The organism is Sorangium sp. So ce693 (assembly GCF_051521375.1).
GTDB classification, from domain to species: Bacteria; Myxococcota_A; Polyangia; order Polyangiales; family Polyangiaceae; genus Sorangium; species Sorangium atrum.
Map to the genome: position 1 here is coordinate 4,953,220 of NZ_CP150347.1, position 17,513 is coordinate 4,970,732.

At 69.4% G+C, this 17,513-nt stretch carries 15 protein-coding genes; all 15 read left to right on the forward strand.

Annotated features, from left to right (window positions below; all coding sequences use genetic code 11):
* The first annotated feature begins 69 nt into the window (after nt 1-69).
* Complete coding sequence (locus WMF14_RS18515) at nt 70-927, forward strand: hypothetical protein (protein WP_437802626.1); 858 nt, start codon at nt 70-72, stop codon at nt 925-927.
* Between the two features lie 993 nt (nt 928-1,920).
* Nucleotides 1,921-3,240: a peptidylglycine alpha-amidating monooxygenase gene (locus tag WMF14_RS18520; protein WP_437802628.1), complete on the forward strand. Its 1,320-nt coding sequence runs from the start codon at nt 1,921-1,923 to the stop codon at nt 3,238-3,240.
* A 337-nt stretch (nt 3,241-3,577) separates the two neighbouring features.
* Nucleotides 3,578-4,234, forward strand: a complete 657-nt coding sequence (locus WMF14_RS18525) for a DUF1294 domain-containing protein (RefSeq protein WP_437802629.1) — start codon at nt 3,578-3,580, stop codon at nt 4,232-4,234.
* Between the two features lie 195 nt (nt 4,235-4,429).
* Nucleotides 4,430-5,395 carry an L-histidine N(alpha)-methyltransferase gene (gene egtD, locus WMF14_RS18530; RefSeq protein WP_437802631.1) on the forward strand — a complete coding sequence of 322 codons (966 nt, stop codon included), beginning with the start codon at nt 4,430-4,432 and terminating at the stop codon, nt 5,393-5,395.
* Nucleotides 5,392-6,681, forward strand: a complete 1,290-nt coding sequence (locus WMF14_RS18535; RefSeq protein WP_437802633.1) for an SUMF1/EgtB/PvdO family nonheme iron enzyme — start codon at nt 5,392-5,394, stop codon at nt 6,679-6,681. The genes egtD and WMF14_RS18535 overlap by 4 nt, the downstream gene beginning before the upstream one ends.
* On the forward strand, nt 6,678-7,472 hold the full coding sequence (locus WMF14_RS18540; protein ID WP_437802635.1) for an ATP-binding cassette domain-containing protein: 795 nt from the start codon (nt 6,678-6,680) through the stop codon (nt 7,470-7,472). The genes WMF14_RS18535 and WMF14_RS18540 overlap by 4 nt, the downstream gene beginning before the upstream one ends.
* Nucleotides 7,469-8,989: a glycine betaine ABC transporter substrate-binding protein gene (locus WMF14_RS18545; protein WP_437802637.1), complete on the forward strand. Its 1,521-nt coding sequence runs from the start codon at nt 7,469-7,471 to the stop codon at nt 8,987-8,989. Before WMF14_RS18540 ends, WMF14_RS18545 begins: the two co-directional genes overlap by 4 nt.
* 436 nt (nt 8,990-9,425) lie before the next feature.
* Entirely contained in the window at nt 9,426-9,689 is a 264-nt protein-coding gene (locus WMF14_RS18550) for a hypothetical protein (protein ID WP_437802639.1), read from the forward strand.
* Between the two features lie 401 nt (nt 9,690-10,090).
* Nucleotides 10,091-13,183 carry a DUF3427 domain-containing protein gene (locus WMF14_RS18555; protein ID WP_437802641.1) on the forward strand — a complete coding sequence of 1,031 codons (3,093 nt, stop codon included), beginning with the start codon at nt 10,091-10,093 and terminating at the stop codon, nt 13,181-13,183.
* Nucleotides 13,180-13,707 (forward strand): hypothetical protein, encoded by a 528-nt coding sequence (locus WMF14_RS18560; protein WP_437802643.1) that lies wholly within the window; start codon nt 13,180-13,182, stop codon nt 13,705-13,707. Before WMF14_RS18555 ends, WMF14_RS18560 begins: the two co-directional genes overlap by 4 nt.
* Nucleotides 13,708-13,910: 203 nt before the next feature.
* Nucleotides 13,911-15,146 (forward strand): AAA family ATPase, encoded by a 1,236-nt coding sequence (locus tag WMF14_RS18565; protein WP_437802645.1) that lies wholly within the window; start codon nt 13,911-13,913, stop codon nt 15,144-15,146.
* Nucleotides 15,143-15,856: a hypothetical protein gene (locus WMF14_RS18570; RefSeq protein ID WP_437802647.1), complete on the forward strand. Its 714-nt coding sequence runs from the start codon at nt 15,143-15,145 to the stop codon at nt 15,854-15,856. Before WMF14_RS18565 ends, WMF14_RS18570 begins: the two co-directional genes overlap by 4 nt.
* Before the next feature lie 222 nt (nt 15,857-16,078).
* The gene (locus WMF14_RS18575) at nt 16,079-16,471 is read left to right on the forward strand and encodes a hypothetical protein (protein ID WP_437802649.1); all 393 of its coding nucleotides are present in this window, start codon (nt 16,079-16,081) and stop codon (nt 16,469-16,471) included.
* 15 nt (nt 16,472-16,486) lie between these two features.
* Nucleotides 16,487-16,849, forward strand: a complete 363-nt coding sequence (locus tag WMF14_RS18580; RefSeq protein WP_437802651.1) for a hypothetical protein — start codon at nt 16,487-16,489, stop codon at nt 16,847-16,849.
* Entirely contained in the window at nt 16,846-17,460 is a 615-nt protein-coding gene (locus WMF14_RS18585; protein WP_437802652.1) for a hypothetical protein, read from the forward strand. The genes WMF14_RS18580 and WMF14_RS18585 overlap by 4 nt, the downstream gene beginning before the upstream one ends.
* Nucleotides 17,461-17,513: the final 53 nt, after the last annotated feature.

The window sequence follows — 17,513 nt, forward strand, 5'->3', positions numbered from 1 at the left end:
CGGCAGGCCAGAACCCATCAGACATCACAGGAGGTTTCCCCCGTGAGTGAATCACCGATGTTTTCGACCATGGTCCTCCCCCAGGAGCTCGTCGCGGACGACGTGATCGGTCTCCGAGATCAGATGCGCGCGCGCATCGCGGCGCTGCTCCGGCCCAAGGGCGGCAAGCGCAAGGAGGGCGACGCGCCGCTGCCCAGGGGGATCGAGCCCATCGCGGCGCTGCCGCCGCACATCGACAGGCCGTGGAAGCGCTTCGACGCGGCCGCGACGGAGCTTCAGGATTTCCGCGGCGTGCGGGCGAGCGCGCAGGCCGACCAGCGCCATTCCGGGACGAGCGAGGCCGAGCGGAGCGCGGCGAACACCGACAGCGACGACCGATGGCGCGCGCTCGAGCAGTGGAACGCGGGCGCCGCCGGGCTCTCCGAGGATGGGCAGACGCCGTCGCCGTCCGATGCGCGCTGGCTGTACGGGCAGCTCTTTCCGGCGCCCGAGGGGCTTCGCTTCATCACGCGCCGGCCCCGGGTCCAGTGGGCCGCGATGGTGCAGCGGATGAAGACGCTGGAGGAGGAGCGCGCGCAGGCGGTGATCGAGCAGTTCGGCGGGACCCGGCACTACCGGCAGCTCGTCGCCGCCCACGCGCGCTTCGGCGAGGCCTACGGCTTCACGACCGTGGTCCTCGCCAAGGAGGGCGGGCCGACCGACGGCCGGCCGCAGTGGAGCGCCGCCCGGGATGCGCTGCGGAGCCTGATCCAGAAGATCGAGAGCCACGCCGACCCGGAGATCCCGGGGAGCGAGGCGCTGGCCGCGTTCCTGCTGGCGCCTTACGTCGAGATGGTCGACGACCTCGCGAAGCCCCGTCGAAGAGCCCCCGCCACAAAGCCCGAAGCCGTCCCGGCGCCACCGCTCGGAGCGGGCATCACGCCGTGAACCCATCCGGGTGAGCCGGCTCCTCCACGCGGGAGACGAGTGGCACTCGTCTCGCGGTGGACGTGGCTCCAAGAAAAGACGAGTGGCACTCGTCTCGCGGTGGACGTGGCTCCAAGAAAAGACGAGTGGCGCTCGTCTCGCGGTGGACATGCCTCCAAGAAAAGACGAGTGGCGCTCGTCTCGCGGTGGACATGCCTCCAAGAAAAGACGAGTGGCACTCGTCTCGCGGTGGACGTGGCTCCAAGACTTCCCTGGTGCCGGTGTTGATTCTCGACGAGGCCGACAAGCTCGCGACGGTGGGATCTATCCGTAGGCGCTGGCCGCACCGATCTATCCGTTTGCGGCGACTTCGACGACTTCCCGTGCCGGTGAGCCTCACTTGCCTTTGACGAAGCGGCTAGGACATCCAAGGGCGATCTGCTGCGGAGCCCCCCGTCGGCGCTCCGCCGCCGATGCACGGACCGCGGCAGCTCGCCCGCTCCAGGCGCAGCGCTGGCGGCGTGTGGCCTCCGGCGGGCACACGTCCCCGTCGCCCCCCTTCCTCGCGCTCGCGTCACGCCGCCTCGCACCCCGCTGGGTCGCGCGCTCGGGCCACGGCCGGCCCCTCGGTCGGCAGCCCCAGGTGGACCAAGATAGCGGTCACCACCTCGGGATCGTGAAGGTCCGCGATCACCCGACGCCGACCGCCACAAGGGCAGGCGAGGACATCTTCGAGGTACATGCGCACCGTTGAACGATCTCAGAGCGGGCGGGCACTCACCGAAGGAGCACCGACGCCAGGTCGCCGGCCCGTCCGTAGACCTGGGTCGCCGGTGCTCTCACGCGCCAAGTCTCCCGCTGGTCTCGGGAGCTCGCGGCGCGCGTTCTTCTTCCACCCGATTCGACGGCGTTTTTCGGAATCTCGGTCTTCGACCGCCCTTCCGAAAAGCCGCAGATCAGCGCTCGATACCCTCGAACGCCGGTTCAGGTCGCACTTTTCCCCGAGGAGCTCGCATGAATCGTAGTCGTTATTTGTTCTCGGCGCTGTCCTTCCTATCCGCTCTCGTGGTCGTCGCGTGCAGCGACGCCGAGAAGGGCAGCAGCGGCTCATCCGGCTCCGGTCCGCAGAACGGCAACGCGGAAGCGCTGCCGTGCGACGTCGACAAGATCCTCTCGACGAAGTGCCAGACCTGTCACGGGGCGTCCCCGAAGTTCGGCGCGCCGTTCCCGCTGGTCGACCGGAGCGATCTGGTCGCGCCCGCGGTGAGCGATCCCAACAAGAAGGTCTACGAGCTCGTCGCCGCACGCGCCCGCGACACCGCGCGCCCCATGCCTCCGCCCCCGACCGAGCGCCTGACCGCCGCGGAGCTCGCGATCTTCGATCAATGGATCGCCGCCGGCATGCCGGCCGGTAAAGACACGTGCGTCGATCCGGGCGGCGGCGGAACCATCGACCCTCCGACCCTGAGCTGCACACCGGATGTCCTGCTAGCGCCGTCCGCGCCTTACGTCATGCCGAAGGGCGTCCAGGACCAGTATATGTGTTATGGGGTCAATGTAGAGATCGGCCAGAAACGACACCTCGTCGGGGTCGTGCCCCACATCGACAACAGCACCATTGTACACCATATCCTGCTCTTCAAGGCGGATGAGGCGTCTCCCTCGACGCCCACGCCGTGCAATGGGGGAGACATCATGGGGGCTCTTTTGGCCGTCTGGGCGCCCGGCGGCAAGGCCACGGAGCTGCCGCTAGAGGCGGGCTTCCCGCTGGAAGGCACGGCACACTTCACAGTCCAGGTGCACTACAGCAACATCAAGGGCCTCGACGGGCAGCAAGACAGCACCGGCTTCGACGTCTGCACGACGACGGAGCTCCGCCCCAACGACGCCGGCATCTTCATGTTCGGCACAGAAGACATCAACATCCCGCCTCACGGCTCGCTCGACGTGAGCTGCGATTACCAGTTCCCGCCGGATATGGGGGCGCTCTCGGTAATCAGTGTCATGCCGCACATGCACACCCTCGGCAAGCACCTGTCGAGCAACACGGTGCCCACGGACGGCAGCGAGCCGAGCAACCTGGGGCTCGCCGATCCGTGGAACTTCGACAACCAGATCTGGTACGATAACGATACCATCCTTCGAGGCGGCGACACCGTGAGGACGCGTTGCGCGTGGGACAACCCGGGCAACAGTGCCGTGGAATTCGGGGACCGGACGCTGGATGAGATGTGTTATAATTTCGTGATGTACTATCCGTCTCAAGAGCTGGAGTCAACGGTGGGGGACTGGACTTCTCCGGCGGACGACGTGTCCTGTGTGACGACAAAATAGACCAGCTCGTGAAAGACGCGCGGCCTGTGCCCAAGCGGAGGCGCGCGCCGTTCGGTGAGAGCGCTCGTAAGCCTGGCGAACAGGAGCACCGCGCGCGCCGCCGGGCGCCTTCGAGGGTCTCTTCGATCCGCGCGCCACCCCGAACGGCCGCTCAGGCCGCCGGAATCGAGGGCGCCGACAGGGCTCAGACCCTCGAGCTTCCGCTTGATGTGCCGCCGCCCCCGCTGGCCGCGTTATGATGGTGCACGGAACACGGCCCCATCCGGTGACCCCGGTGGGGCCGCTGACGGCCCCGCCGCACCGAGCTGACCCGGCGCCCGCACATCGAGGAGACCCCATGCGCAACACCGGAAAAATCGTCCGCTGGCTGGACGACAAGGGCTTTGGCTTTATCGCGCCGGCTGACGGCGGCCCCGAGGCCTTTGTGCACATCAAGTCGCTGCCGCGCGGCCAGCGCCCCGCGGTGGGCGCCACGGTCCGCTATCGTGCGGCTCGCGACGCGCAGGGCCGCGTCCGCGCGGAAAACGTCGAACTGGCCGGCGCCAGCGCCAGCCTGGGCCCGGCGAGCCGCGCCCTGCTGGTGGCGCTGCCCTTCCTCGCGCTGGTGACAGCGCTGGCCGCCCTGGGGCGGGTGCCGCGTGTGCTGCCCTGGCTCTACGTCGGCGCCAGCCTGGTGACGCTGCTGGTCTATTACAAGGACAAGCGCGCCGCCGCGCGCGGCGCCTGGCGCACGCCGGAGCAGACCCTGCACCTGCTCGCGCTGGTCGGCGGTTGGCCAGGCGCGCTGTATGCGCAGCAGTTGCTGCGCCACAAATCCAGCAAGCGCTCCTTCCGCGTCGTGTTCTGGCTGACGCTGGCGCTGAACGTCGCCGGCCTCGGCTACCTGGCCTCCGACCATGGCGCCGGCGCCCGTGCGGGGATCGACAGGGTCACGGCACCGCTGACCGCCGACCGGGATGCCCTGCCCCTCAATGACTCCCGGAGACTCCCATGAGCGCTACCCCCATCCGCTTTGATGTCGTCTCGCGGTGGACATCCGGCCCCCGTTTCCTGCACACCCCTTGAGTACGTCCGCGCTGCTCGGGTTTCACCGAGCATCGTCCACGGCGGCACGCCGGGAGCCATGCTTGACGTCCGCCGCTCTCCTCCCAATGGACGTGCTGCCCAGCGCTCCCTCAAGGAGGTCCTGTTGAGCTCCACATTCGCGGAGGACGCGTACCCTTCACCCGATGAGCGCGCTCGATTGCGCGAGAGCCTCACACGATCGCTGCCCGAGATCCCGCCCGTCTACCTTTACGACGATCTCGGGAGCGAGCTGTTCGAGCAGATCACCCACCTCGGGGTCTACTACCCGACGCGCACGGAGATCGGCATCCTCGAGCAGCGCGCCGGAGACATCCTGCGCGCCGTCCGGCCGCGGCGCCTCGTCGAGCTGGGCAGCGGCGCGGGCCGCAAGATCCGCATCCTGCTCGACGCCTGGCGGTGGGTGGGCGGCGGCGAGACGTGCACGATGCTGGACGTGAACGGGCTCTTCCTGGAGACGTCGATCGGCCGCCTCCGCACCGACTACCCGGAGTACACGTTCCGCGGCGTGATCGGTGATTTCACCACCGACCTGCCGCGGCTCGGCCGGGGCGGGGGGCGCCTCGTGGTCTTCCTCGCGGGCACCATCGGCAACCTCTACCCCGACGAGCGGCGCGCCTTCTTCCGCGAGATCGCGCGCGTCATGGAGCCGTCGGACGCGCTCCTCGTCGGCGCCGATCTGGTCAAGGACACGGCCCGGCTGGAGGCCGCGTACGACGATCCGGAGGGCGTGACGGCGGCCTTCAACCGCAACGCGCTCCGCGTGATCAACCGGCGCTTCGGGGCGAATTTCGCGCCCGACGCGTTTGCGCACCGGGCCTTCTACGACGCGGCGCGGGCGTGGATCGAGATGCGCCTCGTGGCCTCGCGGCGGATGCGCGTGCAGATCCCGGCGCTCGATCTGCGGCTCGATCTCGAGCGCGGCGCCGAGATCCGCACCGAGGTGAGCTGCAAGTTCACGCGCGACTCGCTCCAGGCCTCGGCCCGAGCCGGAGGGCTCGTTGTGTCTTCGTGGCACACCGATCCCGACCAGCTCTTCGCGCTGGCCCTGCTCCGGCGGAGCGACGCGTGACGGAGGCCTCGTTCGAGGCGCTCCTCGCCGCCGCGTGGCGCCGCAGCGACGATCTGTTCGCGCTCGTCCCGGAGGCGTCGATGGGGCGTCGGCCCGTCGCGCTGCGACACCCCTTCTCGTTCTACCTGGGGCACCTCCCGGCCTTCGCGTGGAACCAGATCGGCCGAGGCGTCCTCGGGCTCGGGCCCATGCGGAGCGATTTCGACGTGCTATTCGAGCGCGGGATCGATCCGGCCGGCGAGGACGGCGCCCGCGCCGCGTCGAGGGACGCGTGGCCGGCGATCGCCGAGGTGATCGCGTACCGCGACGAGGTCCGCCGCGCCGTGCGGGCGCGCATCCCCGACGTGCTGGCGCGCGCCGAGGACGTGCTCGGCGCGCGGGGGCGGATCCTCCAGCTCGTGATCGAGCACGAGCGGATGCACCACGAGACGCTGATGTACATGCTTCAGGAGCACGGCGCCGCGCGGCGCCCCGACGGCGCGCCGGCGTTCGTGGGCGGCGGGGGGCGCGCGGCCGAGCCCCGGCGCGTCCCGGCGGGCCGCGTGGTGATCGGCGTGGACTTCGAGGCGATCCCGTTCGGCTGGGACAACGAGTTCGGGCGCGCGGAGATCGATGTCCCGGGCTTCACCATCGACTCGTTGCCGGTGCGGAACGGCGATTACCTGGCCTTCCTCGAGGCGATGGAAGACGGCGCGCGGGCCGCGCTCACGCCCCGTACGTTCGTGCGCGGCGGAGGCGGGCTGGCGGTGAAGACGATCTTCGGGCCGGTCTCCTTCGAGGTCGCGTCGGGCTGGCCGGCGCAGGTCTCGGGCGAGCAGGCGCGCGCCTATGCAGTCTGGCGCGGTGGGCGCCTGGCGACCGAGGCCGAGCTGCGCCGCGCCGCGTTCGGCGAGCCGAGCGGCGGTGTGCGCGCGCGTCCGTGGGGGCACGCGCCGGGCGAGCCGCGTCATGGCCACTTCGGCTTTCGTGGATGGTCGCCGGTGCCGACGGGCAGCCACCCGGACGGCGCCAGCGCGTTCGGCGTCGAGGAGCTGGTGGGCAATGGCTGGGAGTGGACGTCCACGCCCTTCGCGCCCTTGCCCGGCTTCGTCGCGTACGCCCGCACGTACCCCGGGTACTCGGCGGATTTCTTCGACGGGGAGCACGACGTTGTGTTCGGCGCCTCGTGGGCGACCGACGAGGGGTTCCTCCGGCCGAGCTTCCGCAACTGGTATCGCCGGGACTATCCCCATGTCTTTTCGAGCTTCCGGGTCGTACGCGAGGAGCCACGCTCTCGGCGGCGATGATCGAGCTCGATCAGGTGACCAAGCGCTACGATGGAATCGTCGCTGTCGACAGCGTCTCCCTGCGCGTCGAGCCGGGCGAGCTGGTGGTCCTGCTGGGCGGGTCGGGATCGGGGAAGACCACGACGCTGAAGATGACGAACCGGCTCATCGAGCCGAGCTCGGGTCGCATCCGCGTCGAGGGCGAGGACGTGACCACCGTGCCGCCGCACGCGCTCCGGCGCCGCATCGGCTACGTGTTCCAGCGGCTCGGGCTCTTCCCGCACCTGACGGTCGCCGAGAACGTGGGCATCACGCCGGCGCTCCTCGGCTGGGACGCGAGGCGCATCCGTGGTCGGGTGGACACGCTGCTGGAGCTGGTCGAGCTGGATCCAGCCGAGGTCCGCGATCGGCGGCCCGACGCGCTCTCCGGCGGCCAGGCGCAGCGCGTGGCCGTGGCGCGGGCGCTGGCGGCCGAGCCGGGCGTGCTGCTGCTCGACGAGCCGTTCGGCGCGCTCGATCCGATCACGCGCGAGCGCCTCCAGCGATCGTTCGCGCGGGTGCGCCGGAGCCTGGGGTTCTCGGCGATCTTCGTCACGCACGACGTCGTCGAGGCGCTGCTCCTCGGCGATCGCGTGGGCGTCATGCGCGGCGGGCGCCTCCTGCAGCTCGCGCCCGGCCGCGAGCTGGTGCGCGCGCCGGCCGACGACTACGTGGCCGATCTGGTGCGCGGCCCGCTCGATCAGGCGCGCGCCGTCGAGTCGCTGATCGCGGGCGCGCCCGCGCGAACGATCGCAGGAGGCGGCGCTTCGTGAAGGAGCAGCTCGCCCTCCTCCCGCGCTACCTCGCCGCCCACCTCGGGCTCACGCTGGTCGCCCTGGCGCTGGGCGTGGCCGTGAGCGTCCCGCTGGGCGTGCTGGTCACGCGATCGCGCCGCCTGGAGGGGCCGGTGCTGGGCGTGGCGAGCGTCGTCCAGACCATCCCGAGCCTGGCGCTCCTGGCCTTCATGGTGCCCGTGCTCGCGGCCCTGGGCGCGCGCAGCATCGGTTACCTGCCGGCGCTGATCGGCCTCTTCCTCTACAGCCTCTTGCCGGTCCTCAGGAACACGGCGGCCGGCCTCTCGGGCCTCGATCCGGCGGTGATCGAGGCCGCGCGCGGCGTGGGGATGACGCCCGGCGAGCAGCTCCGCCGCGTCGAGCTGCCGCTGGCGCTCCCGGTGATCGTGGCCGGCGTGCGCACGGCGGCGGTGCTGACGGTGGGCACCGCCACGCTCTCCACGCCGGTCGGGGCGCCGAGCCTTGGTGACTACATCTTCAGCGGGCTGCAGACGCGCAACTACACGGCCGTGCTGATCGGCTGTGTGGCCTCGGCCGGGCTCGCGCTGGTGCTGGACGGCCTGGTGCGTGGCCTGCTCGCCGGCGTCACGCGCCACAGCCGGCGCCTCGTGCTGCTGTGTCTCGGCGGCTTCGCCGGGCTCGCGGTCTTCGCGGTCGCCCCGGTCGTGCGCGCCCTCCTCGCGCGCGATCAGGTGTCCATCACCGTCGGCGCCAAGACCTTCACGGAGCAGTACATCCTCGCCGGCATCGTCGCCGGGAGGATCGAGCGCGTCGCCGGCGTGCCGGCGCGAACGCTGGGATCGCTCGGATCGACGGTGGTGTTCGACGCGCTGAAGAACGGCGAGATCGACGTCTACGTCGACTACTCGGGCACCCTCTGGGCGAACGTCCTGGGACGGAGCACGGAGAGCGCGGACCGCGCGTCGGTGCTGGCCACGGTGGAGAGGGAGCTGCTCGATCGGTACAACGTCCACGTGGCCGCCGCGCTCGGGTTCGAGAACACCTACGCGCTCGCCATGCGGCGGGCCGAGGCCGAGCGGCTGGGGATCCGGCGCATCAGCGATCTCGGGGCGCGCGCGCGATCGCTGGGGGTGGGGGGCGACTACGAGATCTTCCAGCGGCCGGAGTGGCGCGCCATCGAGCGCGTGTACGGCCTCGCGTTCCGCGAGGCGCGGAGCATGGATCCGTCGCTGCTCTACGAGGCGCTGCGGGCGGAGCAGGTGGATGTGATCACCGCCTTCTCGACCGACGGGCGGATCATCGTCGACGATCTGGTGCTGCTGGAGGACGATCGCCGGGCCATCCCGCCGTACGACGCGCTCGTGCTGGTGAGCGATCGGCTCGCGCGCACCCGCCCGGAGGTGCTGGAGGCGCTGCGCGGGCTGTCGGGGACGATCGACGCGCGGAAGATGCGCCAGATGAACGTGGCCGTGGACGAGAAGAAGGGCTCGCCGGCCGCGGTGGCCGCCCGTTTCCTCGATGAATTGCGGCGCTGAATTCTTCTGCGCTGGGCCCCCCGCGGGCCGGCCGTTGGGGCTCGCACGTTTCGCTCGCAGCAGCACCCGCCGGGCCCGCCGTGATGCCCGCGGCTTGCTCCATCGAGCGTTCGGGCTCGACGCCCTCCGTTGCGCGTAGTGCGCCGGCCGCCTGCGCCTCCTCGCCGCCATCACCGAGAAGGCGACCGCCAGGACGATCCTGGAACACCTCGGCCTGCCGGCCGAGCCGACCTCGCCGCGCGCTCCCGGACCCGCGACCCGGACGACCCGGCCTCCCGGATGGACGGCGAAATTCCCTCTTCACTTCGGGAAGTCGGTAGGGCTCCCTGTCCGCCGGAGCGCGGACGCGTCGACGGCCCACCTTGAGACTCGGATCCCGCGCAAAGTTGCCGTTACTGCGAACCTGACACCCTGACCGACAAGACGAGCGTTCGGCATGTTCCTCAAGATCCTCATCGTCCTTTTGCTCGCGCTGCCAACTCTGTTCTCCCTGTATGTCTTCTCGATTGAAGGAACGAAAATGCTCAAACCGTTGGCATTTACGTTCGCGCTGACCTCTGCGCTCTACGTCCTTGTCGTCAGCCTCGTTCGCGTCCGTCACCCTTCCACGCCGTACCTCGGTTTCTGGATCGTGTTGCCCATTTGCTCGGCGCTCATTCTCGCTTGCGTGGTGATGGCTCTCTCCGTCGTCGGTCATTGACGAGCGTGACCCCGCACGACGGCAGCTAGACCTCGCCGAGCTCGAAGACGCTCCCCGCGAGTTTCGAGAGCGATGAGAGCCTGCTCGACGTGCCCGGTTTCAGCGGTTCTTGCGGCCGAGTGCATCTCTGCGAAGCTCTAGCTCACTGCGGCTGTTGCCCAGGCGGAGCCGCCCATCCTCAGGGAAGCGGGTGAGTGCGGTCCACTGGTCGCGCGCACAGCCGGTGGCGCCGACTCCGGCGATGGGGCTCCTGGGCAGCACGCGCGTGCCGATGGCGATGGCCTTACGGTAGGCGTCACCTACCGGCGTGGGCTTGCCGGCCTCTCCGGTGCTGGCGCTGCGCCGAGCAACCGGCCGAATGCCTCTTGGACGTGCGCTCGCTTGCCGTAGACTCGCTGGCCATGACGGCGAGCCGGCGCGGTCTCTACCAGGATCTGATCACCGAGGCGCTGGCGTCCGGCCTGCGCGAGCTCGACGCCGGCCTGGAGGTTCGCACTGCGGCGCTCCGGGCCGCTGAGGCCGCCGACCGTATCGCACTGCACCTGGCTCGCGTTGTGCAACGCGCCATCTCCGGCGTGCCCGATGAAGAGCGTGTTGCCGTCGGCGTGGGTCTGGCGCGGAGGCTCGTCGAGCAGATCGACCAGGAGATCGCCGGCGCGGAGCTCCAGCCCGAGGCGCCCGTCGAGCCGGCGACGGTGCTCCACGCCATTGTCGGGCGCCAGCCGGACGGCAGCCAGGAGACGATCCCTGAGCCGCTCATCCCGCTCCTCGACACCGCGCTGCTCACCAACGCGCCTGGCGAGCCGAGGGTGGGCCACCAGCTCCTGACCGAGGTTCGCTCGGCGGACCGCATCGACGTCGTCATGGCGTTCGTCCGCCGGAGCGGCATCGCCCCGCTGCTCGAGGCGCTCCGCGTGCACTGTCAGGCGGGCCGCGCGCTGCGGGTGCTGACGACTACGTACACGGGATCGACCGAAGCGACGGCGCTCGATGCGCTCCGCAAGATCGGCGCCGACGTGTGCGTGTCGTACGACACGGGGACGACTCGCCTGCACGCGAAGGCCTGGCTGTTTCATCGAGCGTCGGGCTTCTCGACCGCCTATATCGGCTCCTCCAACCTGACGCACACCGCACAAACGAGCGGGCTCGAGTGGAACGTTCGCGTGGCCGGCGCCCGCAACCCGGATGTCATCGCCAAGGTCGCCGCCGTCTTCGAGAGCTACTGGAACAGCGGTGACTTCGTGCCGTACGACCGTGAGGAGTTCCTCGCGCGCGTCGATCAGGCAACGAACGCGGCGCCATCGGTGATGCTCAGCCCGATCGAGCTCCGCGCCGAGCCGTTCCAGGAGCGCCTTCTCGAGCAGATCGCGCTCTCCCGCGAGCGCGGGCATCACCGCAACTTGCTGGTATCGGCGACCGGCACCGGCAAGACGGTCATGGCCGCCATCGACTACGCCCGGCTCCGGGAGGCGCTCCCCCGCGCACGCCTGCTCTTCGTCGCGCACCGCGGGGAGATCCTGGAGCAGAGCCTCGCGACCTTCCGTCACGGCCTGCGCGATCATGCCTTTGGCGAGCTGTGGGTCGGCGGCCGTCACCCGCGGCGCTTCGAGCATGTCTTTGCGTCGATCCAGAGCCTCGCGGCGGCAGGGTTCGATGACCTGGATCCGTGCCATTTCGACGTGGTGATCATCGATGAGTTTCACCACGCCGCCGCGCCGTCGTACCGCGCGCTGCTGGAGCGCGCGCGTCCCGTCGAGCTCCTCGGCCTCACGGCCACGCCCGAGAGGAGCGATGGGCTGCCGCTCCTCGGCTGGTTCGATGACCGGATCGCCGCGGAGCTGCGGCTCTGGGACGCGATCGATCAGCACCGGCTCGTTCCGTTCGTCTACTACGGCATCCACGACGGGCTGGACCTGCGCGATGTGCCGTGGCGTCGCGGGCGCGGCTACGACGTCGATGGCCTCTCCAAGCTGCTCACAGCCAACGACGCCTGGGCCCGTCAGGTGGTGGCCCAGCTCGCCGCGCATGTCGATGACACGCGAACGATGCGGGCGCTCGGATTCTGCGTCAGCATCGAGCACGCGCGGTTCATGGCGCGCGTCTTTCGCGAGGCCGGTGTCGCGGCGATCGCGGTGTGGGGGGACAGCCCCGATGACGAGCGGCGCGCGGCCCTCGCGGATCTCGGCGCGCGGCGGGTCAACGTCGTCTTCTCCGTGGATCTGTTCAACGAGGGTGTCGACGTCCCTGCGGTCGACACGCTGATCCTCCTGCGCCCGACCGACAGCCCCACGCTCTTCTTGCAGCAGCTCGGGCGCGGCCTGCGGCGCAGCGCCGGCAAGACCGTTTGCACGGTGCTCGACTTCGTCGGGCACCATCGGCGCGAGTTCCGCTTCGATCGCCGCTTCGGAGCCCTGCTCGGCGGGAGCCGGAAGGAGCTCGTTCAGCAGATCGAAGGCGGATTCCCGTTTCTGCCTGCGGGCTGCCACATGGAGCTCGACCAGAAGGCATCGGAGCTCGTGCTCGACAACATCCGGCAAGCGGTGCCGTCGGGGTGGACGGCCAAGGTGGACGAGCTGCGGCGGCTCGCCCGCAGCGGCGACGTAAGCCTTGCGCGGTTCCTCGAAGAGACCGGGCTTGAGCTCGAGGACGTCTATGCCGGGCAGCGGTCGTGGTCAGACCTCCGTGATGACGCCGGGCTCCCGTCGCTGGGCGTGGGACCGCACGAACAGGTGCTGCGGCGCGCGTGCGGGCGGCTGCTCCACGTCGACGACTTCGTGCGGATCGAGGTGGTTCGCCGGCTGCTCGCGTCCGACGCGTGTCCCGATCCGGGAGCGATGAACCTGCGGGAGCGCCGCCTCCTGCGCATGCTCGTCGCCACCGTGGCTGATCGCGCCATTGACAAGGCGACCACCCTGGCGCAGGCGTGCGCTCTCGTCTGGGCGCATCCGCAGGTGCGCGCGGAGCTCGTCGAGGTGATGGACGTGCTCGCTGCCCGCGTGGATCACGTTCACCGGGCGCTCGCGACCCATCCGGACGTGCCGCTCGAGGTGCACGCGCGCTACTCGCGCATCGAGATCCTGGCGGCGTTCGGAGCTGGGGGCGGCGCGAAGGTGGCACCCTGGCAGACGGGTGTTTACTGGGCGAAGGAGGCCAGGGCCGACCTGCTCGCGTTCACGCTCGACAAGACGAACGGGCAGTTCTCGCCGACGACGCGCTACCGCGACCATGCCATCAACCGGCAGCTGATCCACTGGGAGAGCCAGTCGACCACCCGCGCCGATAGCGAGACGGGGCGGCGCTACCAGCAGCACGAGGGCCTCGGCACGGCGGTCATGCTGTTCGCGCGGCTGCGCAGCGACGAGCGGGCGTTCTGGTTCCTGGGGCCGGCGAGTTATGTGCGGCACGAGAGCGAATTGCCGATGGCAATCACGTGGCGGCTGCAGCATGCGCTGCCGGGGGATCTATTTGCGTCGTTCGCCGCGGCGGTCGCGTGAAACCGAGCTGGGGCGGGTTCATCCCGCAGCTCCTCGGGTTCGAGCTGTGCCAGAGGATGAAGCGGGTGCTCACGGAGGCCGTTCGCTACCCGTACGTCGACGAGCGCGGGATGAAGCACATCGAGGAGAAGCGAGGAGACCTGGGCGATCTGCTCCGGCGAGCGGGCCACGCCGTGCAGATCGACGGCAGCGTCGCCCGCTGGTGGACCTTCGCGGGAGGCCGTGTGAATCACACGCTCAAGTACGGGTTCGAGGTCGCGGAAGGTTGGAAGGTCGTCGCCGACAACTTTCAGCTTCGCATCGAGGGTGACGGGATCGGTCACGAGAGCGTTCGTGGGACGATCGGCAGGATGTCGTCATCGGCCTTCTGGGACGCACCCGAGTTGCGCCAGGCCGTGCTCGCCAGGTTGCCGGGCTACCGGCTATCGAAGTTCCAGGACTGCCTCCCCGAGAGATTCGCGTTGGAGGTCGTCGAGAACTTTCTGCTCGACGTCGCCGGGACGGTGCGGTGGCTGGCGGTGTAGTCAGCGTCCACACGTTTGTCGCTTGCGCCCGGTCCTGCGAGGCGCTCGACGCCTCGTCGAACGCGGCGAACGGATCGTCGGCGGCGCTCCGAGCGATCGGCCGCTGCGCAGCGCGTGGGAGTCCTGGGCCCGTCCCCGTGGCTTCGGCGTGCGTGAGATCTGGACGACGAACCGCATCCGCGCGATAGACGGCGAGCGCCGCCATGCTCGAGAAGATCCGCATCCAAGGCTTCCGCGCGCTCAAGGACGTGGAGATCTCGCTGCCCCCAGGCAAACCGCTGGTGCTCATCGGCGAGAACGCCAGCGGCAAGAGCTCCATCCTGGATGGAGTCGCGATGATCTGCGCAGCCGCGGGCGGGCGGGCCGGGCGGGCGATCCTCGATCGGGGCGGATGGGCCGCTGTCGCGTGGGCCGGGACGAGCACCGAGATCGAGCTGCTTGCCCGCTTCTCGGAGCGCTCGCCCGTCTTTCAGCGGGAGAGGGCGCCGGTCGAATACATGATCCGCTTCGGGAGCGTCAGGGCGAGCCCTACCGTCCTCGACGAAGAGGTCCGGGTTTACAAGAACGGCTTCGACCAGCGTCCGTTCATCGCGCTGAAGGGCGGCGCCGCGTCCTGGGCGGCCAATGTCCAGACAAAGAAGAACGATATCGTGGCCCCGGTGGAGTCGGACAGCGCGATGCTCACGAACTCCAGCCTCGCGGCTATCTCGGACGAGGTGCGTTACCCGACGCCGATGCACGTCAAGGAGGCGCTGCAAAGCATCGCCTTCTATCCGTCGTTCGCCCTCGGCGCCGCCCCCGACGGCGCGGAGGGCGCGCACGAGCCCATCAACGCGCGGCCGGTGGAGCGGACGCGCCGCATCAAGCGGTCTGGGCGCGACCTCCTCAACGCGCTCCACACCCTCTCGCAGGAATACGCTGACACGTGGAGCGCGCTGCTCGCCGACCTGCAGGCCGTCTTTCCCTGGTGCGACGAGATGCGATTCCCTCCCGGGCCCGGCCGAGGCGTGATCACCCTGACGTGGCGCGACAAGCGCTCGGGAGCGACCCTCTACCTCGACGACATGAGCGAAGGCATGCGCGTCTACCTGGCGATGCTCGCCGCGCTGCACGCGCCGGACAGCCCCGCGCTGATCGCGTTCGATGAGCCGGAGCGGAGCCTCCATCCCAGGGCGATGCGGCGGCTCGTGAAGGTGATGGAGTCGCGCGCCGAGAAGACCCCGATCCTGGCGGCCACGCACGCCGACCGCCTGCTCGATCACCTGGAGGACCCCGCCGCGTCGCTCGGCATCACGCGCTTCTCGAGCGACGCCGGCGTCACCGTGGAGACGCTCGACGGGGAGCTGCTCGACGCCTGGCTCAAGGAATATTCGCTGTCGGAGCTGCGCGCCCGAGGCATGCTGGAGTCGCCTCCTCAAGACGGGATGTCCGTGTCGTGAGATCGATCGTCATCGCCTACGAGGACGACTACCACGAAGAGCTGCACCTGCTCGTCAAGGCCATGCGCAGAGACCGTGGTCTTCCCGAGATGATCGTGGAGGGGAGACCCGTCCGCGGCACCGGCAACTTCGTGCACGAGGTGCCCAGGCTCCTGCGGACGCCGCTCAAGCAGACGAAGCTCCCGCCCGATCGCGTCATTTGCCTCGCGGACGCCGACAGGCCGCAAAACCTCGTTCCGGGCGCGCGGCCAGCGCCCGCCGGAGGGGACGGCGCAGCGCTGCACCAATGGGTGATCGCCTTCGAGGCGTCATGGAAAGACCACCTCGTGCGAGAATCTGCGCTCTCGGAGGAGAAGTCGTCGAGGTTGTACGTGCGCTGTATCCGCTGGAGCAAGGAGAGTCTGCTCGTCGCGTGCCCCGACGCCCTCCTCGATCACGCCGAAGGTCGCCGCGAACGGGTTCAAGAGCTGCTGGACAGGTGTGTCCCTCCTCCGGCGACGCTCGGCGCCGAGGAGTTCGCAGTCCAGTACCGCAAGCCGGCGGAGTGTCTGGATCGGGTATTCCAGGTCATCTCCGAGCGACGCTACAAGAAGGGGCGCGACGACGAGGATCTCCTGCGCGTTCGGATCAGGCCAGGCCCGGCTCGACGCGCCGAGGTGCTGAGCCGCTGCCCGGATCTCGGTCGCCTCCTCGACGTGCTCGGGCCTTGAGCTGGGGCCGAGGAGGGAGCTCGCGGCTCGACCATCGTACTACACGGCACACACCTCCTCTCTAGCTCCACCCGGCGCCAAGAAGCCCGAAGCCGTCTCGACGCCCCCCGGAGGACCGCGTGCTCGGCGACGCCCACGAGGAACGTGCGACGACACGGCGTAGGTAGCGAGCACGCTGTCACGGATGACAGCCGGCGCAGTACGACTGTAGCCTCGTCGTGCATGCTGAAGGCGCTCCTGCACGGGAAGCTCGGCCGGGTGGCGGTCGGCGTCGACGAGGAAAGCGGCGGAGACACGCTGGAGGAGGGAAGCACCCAGGAGACGGCGGCGGACGGGCTGACGGAGCTCGAGGACCCGCTCACGTCGATGGTGTTCGAGCGGCTGGAGTACCTGCCGGCCGAGCTCGCGTGGGCCATCCTGCGTGGCGCGAGCAAGCCCCTGGGCGATGGTCCGCCGATGCCCGCGATCCCTCCCGTGGGGGTGCCCTCGTGGTCGTTCTGGCCCAGCCTTCGGCCAGGCGATGGAGGGCGGAACAAAGTGCGTGTCGAGCCCGATCTGCTCGTCTCGTGGGGCGACACGCTGCTCCTGATCGAGGCCAAGCATCGAGGATTCTAGGACCCGGCACAGTGGGTGGAGCAGATTCGCGCGGCACGGGCGGCTCCCGCGCACTCGAAGAAGCAGCTATGGCTCATCGCGGTGGGAGGGATCGTGATGCAGGAGGGGCATGCCTACCTTGCTCGTGTCCGGCGCGAGGTCGCGAGCGATGTTGCCGGGGTGCTCACGATCCAATGGGAGGATCTGCGCGAGGTGCTCTATCCGATCGAGGCCTCGACGCGCGCATCGCCGCACGCGGCGATCCTGCGCGACATGGCTGCGGCGCTCGAAGCGTGGGGGTACCGTAGGAAAACGTGGTTCTCGTCGTTGCCAACGGTCGCAGAACGACTCGGGAGCGAAGGCTCGGTGTGCATGATCCAGCGGTGGAGGATCCGGTGAGCGAGAAGAACGTCGATCTGGATGGGGCGCTCGTCGATGTGCGTCGCGCGTACAGGCTCCTGCATGCTTACCATCGGCGGCTGTGCGATCTGCTGCAACTGGCAGACGAATTTCTAGCCGAGCGGGGCTTCGAATTCGAACGATGGGCTCCCATCAACGTCGCGAGGCTCCCCCAGTCAACGAAGCCGTTCTTCCGGCCTGAGCACTGGGCATGGGACCTAACGCCTGCCTACCAGGTCGAGTGCGTCTGGCAGGGATCCAGCAACGGCGCTTATTCCAAGGTCCACATCCATGCCATCGCTGATACCGGATACGATGACTCCTGCGACGGGGAACCTGACCCTACCTGCTTCAAGCCCGCCGAGGCGGCGGCCTCCGAGCTCCGGATCGGCTTGCACCGCACACGAGCCAAGAAGCCCGATTGGAGCTCCGCCTGGAGCCAGCTCTCGCGCTCTGCTAACAGGAAGAATGGGGCCGAGCACAAGGTCAGGGTCGGCGGAGATGAATACGCGCATCGTTACTTCGATCTGAATCTCTCCACGCTCGAGGACGAGGGTGCCATCAAGGAGAAGCTGCTCCTCCCGCTCGACAGGTGGCGGCTGGGGGCGTGATCCATCTCGGCAAGCGCCAGCGTCTCGGACACGTCCGGGATCTTGCGTGACCT